The organism is Pauljensenia sp. 20925_1_27 (assembly GCF_041432835.1).
Taxonomy (GTDB): domain Bacteria; phylum Actinomycetota; class Actinomycetes; order Actinomycetales; family Actinomycetaceae; genus Pauljensenia.
In genome coordinates this window covers 45,575-59,758 of record NZ_JAPWAH010000008.1, presented here as the reverse complement: position 1 = coordinate 59,758, position 14,184 = coordinate 45,575, and the positions used below count along the sequence as shown (strand labels likewise).

15 protein-coding genes are annotated in these 14,184 nt (G+C 66.5%); 12 read left to right on the top strand and 3 right to left on the bottom strand.

Going from position 1 to position 14,184, the window contains the following annotated elements:
• Positions 1-5 precede the first annotated feature (5 nt).
• The 7 genes from pgsA (at position 6) to miaB (ending at position 5,459) form a co-directional block, all read left to right on the top strand.
• Positions 6-728: a CDP-diacylglycerol--glycerol-3-phosphate 3-phosphatidyltransferase gene (pgsA, locus tag O3684_RS06175; RefSeq protein ID WP_500065686.1), complete on the top strand. Its 723-nt coding sequence runs from the start codon at positions 6-8 to the stop codon at positions 726-728.
• 170 nt (positions 729-898) lie between these two features.
• A complete protein-coding gene (locus O3684_RS06170) occupies positions 899-1,213 on the top strand; it encodes a helix-turn-helix domain-containing protein (RefSeq protein WP_034475698.1) in 315 nt (104 codons plus the stop codon).
• A 3-nt stretch (positions 1,214-1,216) separates the two neighbouring features.
• Entirely contained in the window at positions 1,217-1,441 is a 225-nt protein-coding gene (locus O3684_RS06165; RefSeq protein ID WP_500065684.1) for a DUF3046 domain-containing protein, read from the top strand.
• A gap of 246 nt (positions 1,442-1,687) precedes the next feature.
• Positions 1,688-2,779 carry a recombinase RecA gene (recA, locus tag O3684_RS06160; protein ID WP_500065682.1) on the top strand — a complete coding sequence of 364 codons (1,092 nt, stop codon included), beginning with the start codon at positions 1,688-1,690 and terminating at the stop codon, positions 2,777-2,779.
• Between the two features lie 3 nt (positions 2,780-2,782).
• On the top strand, positions 2,783-3,409 hold the full coding sequence (locus O3684_RS06155) for a regulatory protein RecX (protein WP_500065680.1): 627 nt from the start codon (positions 2,783-2,785) through the stop codon (positions 3,407-3,409).
• Positions 3,397-3,909: a CinA family protein gene (locus tag O3684_RS06150; RefSeq protein ID WP_500065678.1), complete on the top strand. Its 513-nt coding sequence runs from the start codon at positions 3,397-3,399 to the stop codon at positions 3,907-3,909. Before O3684_RS06155 ends, O3684_RS06150 begins: the two co-directional genes overlap by 13 nt.
• 11 nt (positions 3,910-3,920) lie before the next feature.
• A complete protein-coding gene (gene miaB, locus O3684_RS06145) occupies positions 3,921-5,459 on the top strand; it encodes a tRNA (N6-isopentenyl adenosine(37)-C2)-methylthiotransferase MiaB (RefSeq protein ID WP_500065676.1) in 1,539 nt (512 codons plus the stop codon).
• 384 nt (positions 5,460-5,843) lie between these two features.
• Here miaB and O3684_RS06140 read toward each other — a convergent pair whose 3' ends face one another.
• Both O3684_RS06140 and O3684_RS06135 read right to left on the bottom strand, forming a co-directional pair.
• Positions 5,844-6,386 carry a YbjN domain-containing protein gene (locus O3684_RS06140; RefSeq protein WP_016461921.1) on the bottom strand — a complete coding sequence of 181 codons (543 nt, stop codon included), beginning with the start codon at positions 6,384-6,386 and terminating at the stop codon, positions 5,844-5,846.
• Positions 6,379-6,825 carry a histidine kinase gene (locus O3684_RS06135; RefSeq protein ID WP_500065673.1) on the bottom strand — a complete coding sequence of 149 codons (447 nt, stop codon included), beginning with the start codon at positions 6,823-6,825 and terminating at the stop codon, positions 6,379-6,381. The genes O3684_RS06140 and O3684_RS06135 overlap by 8 nt, the downstream gene beginning before the upstream one ends.
• 60 nt (positions 6,826-6,885) lie before the next feature.
• Between O3684_RS06135 and miaA the strand changes: the two genes are divergently transcribed.
• Positions 6,886-7,875, top strand: coding sequence for a tRNA (adenosine(37)-N6)-dimethylallyltransferase MiaA (gene miaA, locus O3684_RS06130; RefSeq protein WP_500065671.1), 990 nt, complete (start codon positions 6,886-6,888; stop codon positions 7,873-7,875).
• A 47-nt stretch (positions 7,876-7,922) separates the two neighbouring features.
• Positions 7,923-8,846 (top strand): diaminopimelate epimerase, encoded by a 924-nt coding sequence (dapF, locus tag O3684_RS06125; RefSeq protein WP_500065669.1) that lies wholly within the window; start codon positions 7,923-7,925, stop codon positions 8,844-8,846.
• 69 nt (positions 8,847-8,915) lie between these two features.
• On the opposite strand, the gene O3684_RS06120 is transcribed toward dapF, so the two are convergent.
• A complete protein-coding gene (locus O3684_RS06120) occupies positions 8,916-9,530 on the bottom strand; it encodes a class I SAM-dependent methyltransferase (protein ID WP_500065729.1) in 615 nt (204 codons plus the stop codon).
• An 85-nt stretch (positions 9,531-9,615) separates the two neighbouring features.
• Between O3684_RS06120 and hflX the strand changes: the two genes are divergently transcribed.
• The 3 genes from hflX to O3684_RS06105 all read left to right on the top strand — a co-directional run bounded on the left by hflX (position 9,616) and on the right by O3684_RS06105 (position 14,177).
• Entirely contained in the window at positions 9,616-11,148 is a 1,533-nt protein-coding gene (gene hflX, locus O3684_RS06115; RefSeq protein WP_500065667.1) for a GTPase HflX, read from the top strand.
• The gene (locus tag O3684_RS06110) at positions 11,145-13,091 is read left to right on the top strand and encodes an ATP-dependent DNA helicase (RefSeq protein WP_500065665.1); all 1,947 of its coding nucleotides are present in this window, start codon (positions 11,145-11,147) and stop codon (positions 13,089-13,091) included. The genes hflX and O3684_RS06110 overlap by 4 nt, the downstream gene beginning before the upstream one ends.
• Before the next feature lie 96 nt (positions 13,092-13,187).
• A complete protein-coding gene (locus O3684_RS06105; protein WP_500062452.1) occupies positions 13,188-14,177 on the top strand; it encodes an L-lactate dehydrogenase in 990 nt (329 codons plus the stop codon).
• The last annotated feature ends 7 nt before the right edge of the window (positions 14,178-14,184 follow it).

The following is a 14,184-nucleotide window of genomic DNA, read 5'->3' as shown; positions in this document are numbered from 1 at the left end:
CGGTCATGAGCGATAACGTGTCGCGCGTGCAGCGAGACAGCAAGGTTCCCGTCGTGAACCTGCCTAACGCGCTGACCGTTTTGCGCCTGATTCTCGTCCCCGTGTTCGTGATCCTTGGCCTGCAAAGCAAGTCATGGACCGCGCTGTGGGCGGCCTTCGTCGTCTTCGCCATCGCGGCCATCACGGACCGCTTTGACGGCGAGCTTGCGCGCTCGTGGGGTCAGATCACCGACTTCGGTCGCATCGCCGACCCCATCGCTGACAAGGCCCTCACGCTGTGCGGCTTCGGTCTGCTGTCCTATCAGGGGTTCCTGCCCTGGTGGGTGACAATCCTCATCGCCGTGCGCGAGCTGGGCATTACCGCAATGCGTGCGTTCTTCCTGCGCCGCGGCGTCGTCGTCTCCGCGAATCGGGCGGGCAAGCTCAAGACCTTCATGCAGATCGTGGCCCTTGGTGTGCTGCTGATCCCGTGGGCGCACTTCAAGGATCTCTCCGATGCCAACGAGTGGTGGGTGGTCCTGGTGATCCAGCTGGGTATGGCCCTCGCGGGCGTCGCTCTCGCGCTCACGCTCTACTCGGGCTTCATGTACGTCCTCGAGGGGGTGCGCCTCATGCGTGGTTCCGGCGGGAGCGAGGATGAAAACTCGGCCCCGGACTCATCCGTGAACGAGGAAGCGACGAAGGAACCATCGAGGCGGGGTCTCGCGGGGCAGCACGTCCAGAGTTGAGTCTGGGTGGCGCAACCCATAGGCCAATCGACTCGATGGTGGAATAAGCCTGAAACGTCCCGCGTTGCGTAGATATGAATGCAACCCGAGGAGTGAACAAGCAGCGTCACAGCGTTTCGATGCGCGAACTGACAATGCGCTCCTCAAAACAGAACGGCTACAGTAACACTATGGAAAAGACACTGAGCGAAACCCCGCTGCTGCGCAGCGAACTGGGCGATGTCCTGCGCGGCATCCGCCAGCGCCAGGGTCGTACCCTGCGCGAAGTCTCCTCGGAGGCGCAGGTCTCCCTCGGTTATCTGTCCGAGGTTGAGCGCGGCCAGAAGGAAGCATCTTCCGAACTGCTTGAGGCCATTACCTCGGCCCTGCGTGTCCCGCTCTGGTTTGTCCTGCGCGAGGTCTCTGAGCGCATGGCGATCATCGATGGCGCAGTCGTTCCGGACGCAGTGCCCGATGAGATCGTGCCCGTCACGCTGATTTCCTGACGCGTGAAGCACTCTGAGTTTTACGAGGCGGTCGAGGCGACCTTCGGGTCGGCCCTCGGCCGCTCGTATGTTTCCGACCTGTATCTCGCGTCGCTGGGGGCGACCGCGCGTGACGCACTAGCTGCCGGCATCAATCCGGACGAGGTGTGGGCAAGGCTGTGCGAGGAAACTGGGCGCGAGGATGCGCGCTGGATCCATCGCGTCGATCCGCGCGAGCGGGGGCGCTGAGCGGGCTGACGTTCCTGTGATCGACGCCCGTCTGGCTCGTCTGCGGCGTGTCGATCGACAATCGAACATGTGTTCCATTTAAGCTTGTGGGCGACGATGTTCCGACGCGTGTCATCCACAGGGGAGGCGCGCGCGGGACGCAGATGACGATGGCCGGTCGCATACTCGTCATGTCGCCTCGGAGAGGGGCGGCATCCCAGGCCAGGACACCCGCAGGCCGGAGAGGCCGCAGACGAAAGGATCACCATGGCTGCCCGTAAAGCACCCGCCGCAAAGCCCGCGACCAATGATCGCAATAAGGCACTCGAAGTCGCCCTGTCGCAGATCGATAAGCAGTTCGGTAAGGGCTCCGTCATGCGCCTCGGCGACGATAATCGTCCGCCAGTCCAGGTGATCCCCACGGGTTCCCTCGCTCTCGACGTCGCTCTCGGCATCGGTGGCCTCCCGCGCGGACGAGTCATCGAGGTCTACGGCCCCGAGTCCTCCGGTAAGACCACGGTCGCCCTCCATGCCGTCGCCAACGCCCAGAAGGCCGGTGGCAACGCTGCCTTCATCGACGCGGAGCATGCCCTCGATCCCGTTTATGCGCGTGCCCTGGGCGTCGACACCGACTCCCTCCTGGTCTCCCAGCCCGATACGGGTGAGCAGGCCCTCGAGATCGCTGACATGCTGATCCGCTCGGGCGGCATCGACATCATCGTCATCGACTCCGTCGCGGCACTCGTGCCCAAGGCGGAAATCGAGGGTGAGATGGGCGACTCTCACGTGGGCCTGCAGGCTCGACTCATGAGCCAGGCTCTGCGTAAGATCACGGGCGCCCTGTCCGCGACCGGCACCACCGCGATCTTCATCAACCAGCTGCGTGAAAAGATCGGCGTCTTCTTCGGTTCCCCGGAGACCACGACGGGTGGTAAGGCGCTGAAGTTCTACGCGTCGGTGCGCATCGACGTGCGCCGCATCGAGACCCTCAAGGAAGCCGGTGCGCCCGTTGGAAACCGCACGCGCGCCAAGGTCGTGAAGAACAAGATGGCCCCGCCCTTCAAGCAGGCCGAGTTCGACATCGTCTACGGCAAGGGCATCTCGCGCGAGGGCTCGATCATTGACATGGGCGTCGAGGCCGGCATCGTGCGTAAGTCCGGCTCCTGGTTCACCTACGGGGATGACCAGCTCGGTCAGGGTAAGGAGAACGTGCGTCAGTTCCTTGTCGACAATCCGGAGCTGGCCAACGAGATCGAGCAGAAGATCCTCGTGTTGCTGGGCATCGGCGAGGCCCCGGACCCGGACCAGGCGTCTCAGGAAGTGCCCGACATTGATCCTGATGAGGACGCGGGCTTCTGAGCCGTGGTCCGCTACCTGGATCCCGAAGATAATCCCGAGCTGGGGGAGGAGCGTCGTCGGCGTTCCTCCCCGGGCGAGAGGCTCGCGCGCGCCCGCGAACGCAATGCGGCCCTGACGGGCACAGCGGCGATCGAGGCCGCGCGCGAGGTCGCCCTGCGCAAGCTAGACGCACGCGCATGTTCCCGCTCGGAGTTGACCACCGCGATCGAAGGGCGAGGCTTCAGCGCCGAGATCGCCGCCCGCGTCGTCGACCGTCTTGAGGCCGTTGGCCTCGTCGACGATCAGGCCTACGCCGATGCGCTTGTTCGCTCGCGTTTTTCCGGCACGGGTGCCTCGGGCCGCGCGCTGCGCGAGGTTCTCGTACGCAAGGGGTTGGACTCTTCGACGATCGAGCACGCGCTGTCCCAGATCGATCGTGATGACGAGGCCGAGCGTGCTGCTCAGCTGGTGGCCCGCAAAAGGCGCTCCCTCGCGGGCGTTCCGCGCGAGACGGCTTACCGTAGACTGAGTTCCATGCTCGCACGCAAGGGGTATTCGCCGTCTGTCGCGTCTGCGGCCGTGCGCGACGCCCTCGACACGTGGGGCGACGAGGAGAGTGGCGCTGAGGAGGCCTGGCAGTGGGGACTGTGACCGCAGTAAGTGATGAGGTGCTTGCCGACCTGATAGCGGATCTGACGCAGCGCGGCCTGACGATCGCGACGGCAGAATCGCTGACGGGGGGAGGCCTCGTCGCGCGCCTCGTGGACGTACCCGGCGCCTCTCACGTCGTGCGCGGGGGTGCGTGCACCTACGCGGTCGATACCAAGGCCTCGGTGTTGGGGGTCTCGGAGAGCCAGTTGGCGTTGACGGGTCCGGTGGATGAGCAGGTTGCTCGCCAGATGGCCCGAGGGGCGCGCGAGCTGTTCCACGCAGACATTGGCTTATCGACGACCGGGGTCGCTGGTCCGGGCCCCGCCGACGGTTTCCCCGCCGGTACTGTTCACATCGCCTGCGCGCACCCGGCGGGGGAGGAGCATCGACTCTTGCACCTTGAGGGTGATCGTGCGGCGGTGCGCGCGGGTGCCATTGACGCAGCTCTTGTTCTCGTGCGTGACGTGCTCGACTGCGCCGGTGCGCAGGCGGGCGACTAAACTTCACTGCGATGAATACGATGACGCAGGATGGCGCTGCTACGCCCCGCACCTACGCGGTGCGCACGCTCGGCTGCCAGATGAACGAACATGACTCAGAACGCATGGCGGGTCTGCTGGAGCAGGCCGGCCTTGTCCCCGTCGAGCAGGTCCCCGAGGCAGCCGCTCGCGCGACCGATGCGGGGGACATGGGTGCCGATGTCATCGTGATCAATACCTGTTCCGTCCGCGAAAATGCCGCGACCCGTCTCTTTGGCAACCTCGGGCAGCTCGCCGCCGTGAAGCGCAAGCGTCCCGGAATGCAGATCGCGGTCGGGGGTTGCCTCGCCCAGCAGATGCGAGACGGCATCGTTGAGAAGGCCCCGTGGGTGGATGCCGTCTTCGGGACGCACAACATCGACGTCCTCCCCGCTCTGCTGCGCCGCGCCGAGCACAACCGTGAGGCGGCCGTTGAGATCGAGGAGTCCCTGAAGGTCTTTCCCTCGACGCTGCCCACGCACCGCGAGAGCGCCTATGCCGCCTGGGTGTCGATCTCGGTGGGTTGCAACAATACCTGCACGTTCTGCATCGTCCCGCATCTGCGGGGTAAGGAACGCGACCGTCGACCCGGCGATATCCTCGCCGAGGTTGAGGCCGTCGCCTCGCAGGGAGCCATCGAGGTGACCCTGCTGGGTCAGAACGTGAACTCCTACGGCGTGGGCTTCGGCGAGCGCGGCGCATTCGCAGACCTGCTGCGCGCCGTTGGGCGCGTGGAGGGGATTGAGCGCGTGCGCTTCACCTCGCCCCATCCGGCCGCTTTCACCGACGATGTGATTGCTGCGATGGCGGAAACTCCCACGGTCATGCCGAGCCTGCACATGCCCCTGCAGTCCGGGTCCGATGCGGTCCTGCGTCAGATGCGCCGCTCCTACCGCCGCGAACGTTTCATGGGCATCCTCGAGCGTGTGCGCGCAGCTATCCCGCACGCCGCCATCACGACGGACATCATCGTTGGCTTCCCGGGGGAGACCGAAGAGGACTTCCAGGCAACCCTTGATGTCGTCGAGCAGGCACGCTTCTCCTCGGCTTTCACGTTCCTGTATTCCCCGCGGCCGGGCACGCCCGCCGCGGATCGCGAGGATCAGGTGCCTGACGACGTGGCGCTCGAGCGCTATCAGCGCCTGATTAAGCTTCAGGAACGCATCTGCGCCGAGGACAACGCCGCGTTGGCCGGGACCGAGGTTGAGGTTCTCGTTTCCGAGGGTGATGGCCGTAAGGACGGCGCCACGCACCGCATCTCGGGCCGCGCGCGCGACAATCGCCTCGTGCACGTCGCTCTGCCGCAGGGGCTGTCCGAGGCCGATCGCCCTCGTCCGGGTGACATGATCCGCGCGACCGTCACGTATGGGGCGCCTCACCACCTGATTGCAGACTCGGGCACGCAGGGTGGTCTGTTCGAGGTGCGTCGTACGCGCGCTGGGGACGCGTGGGAGGCCCGTCAGGCTAAGGATGAGCCGGACACCACGGTGTCTCTGGGCATTCCCACGCTGCGCGTGGGTGCCCCGCGCTGACGCTGACCTGCACTAATGTGGGCCTCTTCGGGCATGTGTCCGGAGAGGCCCACGCGTGACCGGAAACTCTGCGCAGACGATACTGCACATTTGATCGGTCGCACAAACGAAAAATGGGAAAACGTCGCCCCCAAACGAATGTGTGACGCGCTACTCCTGAGTTACTTTTGTTTCGTGGCGATCGTCACGATGATGAGGCGATCGGCATGCGGGAGCACTCTCGGTAGTGCGGGTCGATTCGAGCCCCCCTATGCGACCCGTGGTTTTCCCGCGCACGCGGTGCCTGCCGCGCCTTCGCATGTAGTCGGCGCACACTCCACCGAGAGTGCCCCGCTCCTCCAGCTGGAGGAGCGGGGCACCATGTATGTGGCCAGAGGAGTGGGTTTACTCGTCGGAGCCGTGCGCGAAGAGCGCGGGGATTTCCTGAGCGGCCGACAGACCGATAATCAGGCCGCGGCGAAGCATCGCGTGGATCTGGCGGTCCGACAGGCCCTCGCCGACGAAGAAACGCGACGCAGCCATGAGGACCCAGCCGTCACCGTCTTCGATGGGGAAGACCGTCGGCTGCAGGTGGGCGTTGTTCCATTCGTTCGCCTTCTCCTGCAGCGAGACCTCAGTATGGCCCTCGCCGGGCACCGCGATGCGTGTCTCGATTTGCGCCCAGGGGGCGTCGACGGGTTCGCGATGAATCTGGAACTGCACGTCCTCCAGCTGGGTGACGGCGATGAACTCGTTCGAGCCGTGCGGCAGACCGTCGCCCTCAAGCACCTTCTCGATGCGTTCGATCGTCAGCTCGGACACCTCGGTGCCCCACTTGGCGGCGTATTCGTCGGCTTCCATCGCGGGGGAGGGGGTGGCGGGGGCGGGCATAGCCTCGGGCTTGGCCTCGCCGTCATCACCAAAGGTGAAGCTCTTCCATTCAGGCATTGGCGCCCTCCTTCGTCCACTGGTCGGGGAACATGATGTCGAGCTGGTTCATCATGGCGACAGCGGCCATGATGAACTGGGAGACCTCGGCGTGCACCTGTGCGTCGGTGGCGCCCACGACCCAGTTGAAGGTGTGCTGCAGGTGCAGGGCGATGGCACCGGTCTCGGTCGTGCCGGAGGTGATCTTCGGCAGGTAGGTGGACGCGTTCAGGCGGCGCACTGCGGAAGCAATGGCGTCGGCGTGCGAGGGGTCGAAGAATCGTGGGTAGTCCGCGACTCCCTGAACCGGGTGGCCCTCGGGCACCGCGATGCGGACGGTGCGGTTCGGCAAGATCGCGGCGACCTGCCCGGTGAAGGAGATGAACGGAATGAGTCCGACGGCCTCGACCGCTTCGATGACCCGGTCGAGGGTGACCGGGGGAGTGTCAGTTGTGCTCATGGTCTTAAGCCTAGCCGTTGTTGGGTGGTATCTGTGGGAGGCACCCGTACACTGGTGGCCATGGAGACATCGGTGAGGCGCGCGTCGGACGTCGTGTGCGCGGTTGTGGGGCCCACGGCCTCGGGCAAATCGGATCTGGCCCTGGCGCTGGCCGGCGTGCTTCCGGGTGCGCTGGGTGCGAGCGGCGAGGGTGAGATCGTCTCCGCGGATGCCCTGCAGCTCTACCGCGGCATGGACGTGGGAACGGCGAAGACCCCGGTGGAGGAGCGCCGGGGAATCGCCCACCACCAGATCGATGTGCTTGACGTGCGCGACGAGGCCTCGGTTGCCGCTTATCAGAGGCATGCGCGCGTCGACGTGGCGGGCATTCACGAGCGCGGGGGTGTCGCCGTGGTCGCGGGAGGCTCCGGCCTGTACCAGCGCGCCCTCCTGGATGTCATCGAGTTCCCGGGTACGGACCCGGCCGTGCGCGCCCGCCTCGAAGAAGAAGCTGAGGGGCCGATGGGCTCGCGGGGCCTCCATGATCGACTCTGTCAGCTGGACCCGGTGTCGGCGCAGCGTATCGACCCGCACAACGCCCGTCGGATCATTCGGGCGCTCGAGGTCATCGAGCTGACCGGGTGCCCCTATTCGGCGTCCATGCCGCGCCACGAGTTCGTGGCTCCAGCGCTCATGGTGGCGCTGCGTCGCCCGATGGAGGAGCTCGACGAGCGTATCGCGGTGCGTACGCGCGCCATGATGGACGGCGGGCTCATCGAGGAGGTGCGCGCGCTCATCGACGTTGGCCTGCGGGAGGCGAAGACGGCGTCCCGTGCGACGGGCTACTCCCAGGCGCTCGCTGTCATCGATGGGCAGATGAGTGAGGACGAGGCCGTGGAATCCATCGCGCTTGCCACCCGGCAGCTCGCGCGCCGCCAGGTCAAATGGCTGCGTCCGGACCCTCGCGTGCATTGGCTGGACGTGGGGGAGTTCGACTCGAACGAGGCCCTGGTGAGCAGGGTTGTCGAGCTGACGCAGCGCGAGGCAGAGGCCGCCCTGGGACGCTCGTAACACGGTCGGTGGCTGCGCGCCCGGGAGCCGGGGGCTACGGTGGATCCATGACACACACGCAGCTGCCCGCTCACGCCCGCGTCGTCAAGGCGCACGGTGCCGGTAATTCCTTCGTCGTCGCCACGGATCGCTTCGACGATTACGATCCCAGCGAGGTCGAGGTCGCGACGCTGTGCTCGCCGGCTTTCGGGATTGGTGCCGACGGCTTCATTCGGGCCGTCGAGCGCGACGGAATGTGGTTCATGGATTACCGCAACGCGGATGGCTCGAAGGCTGAGATGTGCGGCAACGGCGTGCGCGTCTTCGTCGATCACCTGCGCCGCGAGGGCCTCGTCGATCTGCCGGTGGGCCAGACCCTGGACGTGGCTACGCGCGGCGGCATCAAGCGCGTCACCCCGGAGTCCGAGGATGAGGGGCGCGGCGCGAGTTACCGCGTCGACATGGGGCCCGCTGCCTCTCCTGCACGTGAAACAATCGAGGTGCGCGTTCCCGGGATCGACGCTGTCCTGCGGGGTATCTGGGTGGACATGCCCAACCCGCACACGGTTGTCGAGCTTACCGACGAGGAGACCCTGCGCGGCGTGTTCCTGCCCACCGTGGACGTCTCGCAGATCCCGCAGGCCCAGCGTCCCTCCTACGATCCGGAGCCAGAAGCAGGCACGAATCTCGAGCTGGTCGTCGACCTGACGGAACCCGGTGCGACGCGCGGACATATCGCGATGCGCGTGCTGGAGCGCGGTGTGGGAGAGACCCAGGCGTGCGGCACCGGGTGTTGCGCGGCGGCCCTTGCCACCGCCCTGCGTCGTGGACCTGAAGCGCCCACCCAGTGGGTCGTCGACATCCCGGGTGGAACGGTCATCGTCGGCCTCGACGGAGTCATCGACTGGACGGGGGAGAGCCCCCGCATCACGGACGCCTCGGTGTTCCTCACGGGACCCGCGACGCGAGTCGCCGAGATCCGCCTGCCCTGAACCAGCCTCCGAGGAAACGGTGCTGGAGAGCGCGAGGCGGCCCCGGCCTCGTCGACCGAACGCAGGACGTTAGGCGGGACGGACCTCGATGATGCGGAAGCCCTTCTTGGACGCGTACTTCGAGGCCTGATACCCCTGCCCGTTCAGCCATGCGATGAGCGAATCGGCGCCCAGGTTGCGCTGGACGACGAGGTAGGCGACGCCGCTTGGCGCGAGGCGAGACAGCCACGCCAGGAGCATCTCGTGCATCGCATCCTTGCCGATGCGCACGGGCGGGTTCGACCAGATGACGTCGAATCGGGTATCCGACTCCTGAGACGAGGCGAGCGCCTCCTCGGCCTTCAGCGCGCGCACTGCGGACGCACCGTTAGCCTGGGCGTTGCGCTGCGTCAGATCCACCGCGCGAGAGTTCACGTCCACAGCCCACACGGCAGCCTTCGGGGACTCCAACGACATGATCGTGGCGATCGGGCCCCACCCGCACCCCAGGTCCAGGAAAGTCCCGTCCTCGGGCAGGTCCGGGGCGATCTCCAGGAGCTGACGCGTGCCCAGATCGAGCTTGGAACCCGAAAACACGCGCGACGACACGCGCATCGACAGGTCGAAGCCGCGTGCGCTCACCTCGATCGTGCGGACCTCGTCGGCGGTCGCTGGGGAAGAGTCGGTGAAATACTGTTCGTCCACGGAAGAAAGCCTATCGCGCCCGCGCGCGACGGCGCAGATGAGGACGGGGCGTGCGACACTAGAAGTCCCCACAAAAAGGATGGTTATGGACACGACCCACACAGGTGCGGACTCTTCGACAGAAGAGCGCGACCAGCGCGTCAACGACGTTGTCGCGCGTATCCTCGCGCGCTCGGGAACAGCGCTAGCATCGACGACGGGTCAGGACACGTCCCAGGACGCGGGTGCTCTTGAGCGCGAGGCTCGAGCGGGCACGCGCCGCGTCGACACCGGTGCCTCCGACCGTGAGGACATTTCCGAGGTCGAATACCGCCAGGTGCGACTCGAAAAGGTCGTGCTCGTGGGCCTGCGCACCACGCAGAGCGAAGAGGAAGCCGAAAACTCGCTGCGCGAGCTCGCCGCGCTCGCGGAGACCGCCGGTTCGCGCGTCCTCGACGGCATCATCCAGCGCCGCATGAAGCCCGACCCCGCAACCTACCTGGGGTCCGGCAAGGCCCGCGAGCTGGCCGAGATCGTACGTAGCGTTGAGGCCGACACCGTCATCGTCGACGAGGAGCTGGCCCCCTCGCAGCGCCGCGGGCTGGAGGACGTCGTTGACGCCAAGGTCGTCGACCGCACGGCCCTGATCCTCGACATTTTCGCCCAGCACGCCAAGTCCCGTGAGGGTAAGGCGCAGGTGGAGCTGGCTCAGCTCGAGTACCTGCTGCCGCGTCTGCGCGGCTGGGGTGAGTCGATGTCCCGTCAGGCTGGCGGCCGCGTCGCCGGCGGCGCGGGTATCGGTTCCAGGGGTCCCGGTGAGACCAAGATCGAGCTGGATCGTCGTCGCATCCGCACGCGCATGGCGAAGCTCCGCGCGGATATCGCGCGCATGGAGCCCGCTCGACGCACGCAGCGCAACTCTCGCCGTCGTGGGGGAGTCCCCTCGGTGGCCATCGCTGGGTACACGAACGCCGGCAAGTCGACGCTACTCAATCGTCTAACGGACGCGGGAGTCCTCGTCCAGGACGCGCTGTTCGCCACGCTGGACCCGACGGTGCGCCGTGCGCGCGCCGCAGACGGGCGCGAATACACCCTCACCGATACGGTCGGTTTCGTGCGCAACCTGCCCACCCAGCTGGTCGAGGCCTTCCGCTCGACCCTGGAAGAGGTCGGCCAGGCCGACGTCATCTTGCACGTCGTGGATGCCGCGCACCCGGACCCGGTCTCACAGGTGCAGGCCGTGCGTGCGGTGATCGACACGATCGAGGGTGCCTCGGAGATTCCCGAGCTTATCGCCCTGAATAAGGCCGATCTGGCCTCGCCCGAGCAGATTGCGCTGCTGCGCACAGTCTTTCCGAATGCCGTCCCTCTCAGCGCTCACACGGGCTGGGGCGTGGACGCGCTGCGCGTGGCCCTCGAGGACATGCTGCCCCGGCCTCGGGTGGCCGTCGACGCGATCCTGCCGTATTCGGCGGGCTCCCTCGTCCATCGGATCCACGAGGAGGGCGACGTTGAGCGCGAGGAGTACGTGGAGACGGGCACGCGTATCGTCGCGCGCGTCGACGAGGCCCTGGCCGCCCTCATTGCTCATGAGGCGGTGGGTGGCACCGTGGGCGACGCGGCGGTGACCGCTTCGTGAGCGAGGACCTGGTCGAGGCCTCGGGTCGCGTCCTCGATGCGGTCGTTGCCCAGATGGGCGGGTCCGCGCGCGAGGGCCAGGCCTCGATGGTCGCCGAAGGAGCCGCTGCGCTCGAGGACCGTCACCACCTCCTCGTACAGGCGGGAACGGGCACTGGTAAGTCGCTTGGCTACCTGGTGCCCCTGCTGACATACTGTGCGACGAGCGGTGTGCGAGGCGTGGTCTCGACGGCCACGCTCGCGCTGCAGCGTCAGATTCTCGTCAAGGACGCGCCGGTTGCTATTGACGCGGTCGCTTCCGTGACGGGGACGCGTCTGAAGGTCGCGGTGCTCAAGGGCTGGTCGAACTATGCGTGCCTGCATAAGCTCGACGGAGGGTATCCCACCGAGGGAACTCTTTTTGAAGACCGGGATATGAGCGTTGGACCGACGGGTGAACTCGGCAAGGAGATCCTGCGCATCCGCGAGTGGATCAGCGACACCACGACGGGGGACCGTGACGATCTGGTGCCCGGCGTCTCGGACCGGGCCTGGCACCACGCGTCGGTCGCAAAGCCCGAGTGCCTGGGCAAGCATTGCCCGCTCATCGACGAGTGTTTCGCGCAGGCGGCCCGTCTGGAGGCCGCGGACGCGGATGTCGTCGTCACGAACCATTCGTTGTTCGGAATCAACGCGTGCGGGGAGGGCGAGCTCTTCGGCGAGTACGACGCCGTCGTCATCGACGAGGCCCACGAGCTGGCCGACCGTGTGCGTTCCCAGGCGGCCGCCGACCTGACGGTGGCCCGCGTGAGTCGCGTGGCGCGCTCCCTGCGCTCGAATCTCTCGATCGATTCCACGGACCTCGACGAGGCCGGGGCTGGGCTGGGCGCTGCTCTGGCTCCCCTGGAGGCGGGCCTCCTCGAATACCGGCCGAGCGCCCTCATCGACGCGATGGTCGTCCTCGATGGCGCGGCTCGGCGCGCCAGCCACGAGGTGTCGGACGCGCAGGGAGAGCCCGCCGCCAAACTCTTAGCCCGTGCCGCCATTGATGAGCTGATCGCGGCGCTCGAAGCGTGGGGGAGGGACCCCGACCAGTCGATCGCCTACATCACGAAGGATGAGTCCGATAATGCGCGCCTCACCGTTGGGCCCCTTGACGTGTCCGCAGCCATCGGTGGAACCGGTATCGGTGAGCGCCCCGCGATCCTCACGTCCGCGACGCTCGCGCTCGGCGGGAACTTCGACTTCATGGCCGCGCAATCCGGCATGGCTGTGTCGGGCGTGCCCTGGCACGGCATCGATGTGGGATCACCCTTCGACCATGCGCGCCAGGGCATCCGCTACGTGGCGACCCACTTGCCCCTGCCCGGGCGCGACGGTCCCTGCGAGGAACTGCTCGACGAGCTCGTCGAACTCGCGCAGGCCTCGGGCGGAGGGATGCTTGCCCTCTTCGCGTCGAAGCGCGGGGCGATGGCCGGAGCGCAGGCCCTGCGTGAGCGTACGGACTTGACCGTCTACCTGCAGGGCGAAGAAACGTTGGCTCAGCTGATCCAGCGCTTCCGGGAGGAACGCGACTCCTGCCTCGTGGGCACGATGTCCCTGTGGCAGGGTGTCGACGTCGCCGGGCAGGCCTGTCGACTCGTCGTCATCGACAAGATTCCGTTCCCGCGCCCCGACGATCCCGTGTCCCGCGCCCGATCCATGGACGTGGAACGCCGTGGCGGCAACGGCTTCGTATCCGTCTCTCTCACGCACGCGGCGCTCATGATGGCCCAGGGCGTGGGGCGCCTTCTGCGCTCGACCGACGACCGGGGTGTCGTCGCGATCCTCGATCCACGCGTGGTGACGAAGCGCTATGGCAGTTTCATCATGCGCTCCCTGCCTGCCATGTGGCCGACGACGGATCCGCAGGTCGTTCGTGGTGCCCTGCGTCGCCTCGCGCAGGGGAGCGACCACGAGGGGTAAGTAGCCCGTGAGCGTGTAAAACGTCGCACAGTTAACGGGCGCGGGGAGGCTTCCATCTGAGAGAATAGACGTGCCCGCAGACTCTAGGAGACACTCGTGGAAAATAAAGCCCAGACCCTGTACCCGTCAAAGTCCTCCGGACGTCCCTCTAAGATCGCCATTATCGGCGCCGGTGCGGTTGGTACCGCTGTCGCGTATGCATGCGCGATGCGCGGCGATGCCCGCTCGATCGTCCTCCAGGACATCAATAAGGCGAAGGTGGAGGCCGAGGCCCTTGATATGGCTCACGGCATTCAGTTCACGCCCGCCGGCTCAATTGAGGGCTCCGACGACGTTGAGATCGTTCGTGGTTCCGACCTGATCATCGTGACTGCTGGCGCGAAGCAGCAGCCCGGACAGTCGCGCCTTGAGCTGGCCGGTTCGACCGTCAACCTTATGAAGAAGATCGTGCCGAACCTGCAGAACGTGGCCCCTGACGCCCGCTTCATGTTCGTCACGAACCCCGTTGACGTCGTCACATACGTGGCGCTCAAGCTCACGGGACTGCCCCGCAACCAGGTCTTCGGTTCGGGCACGGTGCTCGACACCTCCCGCCTGCGCTACCTTGTCTCGCGCGAGACCGGCGTTGCCACCCAGAACATCCACGCGTACGTGGCGGGCGAGCACGGCGACTCCGAGGTCGCCCTGTGGTCCAGCGCTGAGATCGGCAACGTTCCGCTGTCGCAGTGGGGCCCGACCCTGTCCGGTGGTGTCTTCGACTCGGCTCTGCGCAACTCCATTGCACAGGAGGTCGTCCAGAGCGCCTACAAGATCATTGAGGGCAAGGGTGCGACGAACTACGCGATCGGCCTGTCTGCTGCGAATATCGCGGGTGCTGTCCTGCGTGACGAGCAGCGAGTCCTGACCATCTCGACCCTGCTTGAGGACTGGGAAGGTATCTCGGACGTCGTCATGGCCGCCCCGACCATCGTGGGCCGCGACGGTGCCGGACGAGTCCTCAACCCGCCGCTCACGCTCAACGAGCGCGATGGTCTGACTGCCTCGGCCGAGCGCCTGCGTCAGGTTGCCCGCGACCTGGGCTTCTGATCCTCAC

Coding starts and splice junctions, on each gene's coding strand:
- pgsA (WP_500065686.1), top strand. CDS start 6: ATGAGCGATAACGTGTCGCGCGTGCAGCGAGACAGCAAGGTTCCCGTC.
- O3684_RS06170 (WP_034475698.1), top strand. CDS start 899: ATGGAAAAGACACTGAGCGAAACCCCGCTGCTGCGCAGCGAACTGGGC.
- recA (WP_500065682.1), top strand. CDS start 1,688: ATGGCTGCCCGTAAAGCACCCGCCGCAAAGCCCGCGACCAATGATCGC.
- miaB (WP_500065676.1), top strand. CDS start 3,921: ATGAATACGATGACGCAGGATGGCGCTGCTACGCCCCGCACCTACGCG.
- O3684_RS06140 (WP_016461921.1), bottom strand. CDS start 6,386: ATGCCTGAATGGAAGAGCTTCACCTTTGGTGATGACGGCGAGGCCAAG.
- O3684_RS06135 (WP_500065673.1), bottom strand. CDS start 6,825: ATGAGCACAACTGACACTCCCCCGGTCACCCTCGACCGGGTCATCGAA.
- miaA (WP_500065671.1), top strand. CDS start 6,886: ATGGAGACATCGGTGAGGCGCGCGTCGGACGTCGTGTGCGCGGTTGTG.
- dapF (WP_500065669.1), top strand. CDS start 7,923: ATGACACACACGCAGCTGCCCGCTCACGCCCGCGTCGTCAAGGCGCAC.
- hflX (WP_500065667.1), top strand. CDS start 9,616: ATGGACACGACCCACACAGGTGCGGACTCTTCGACAGAAGAGCGCGAC.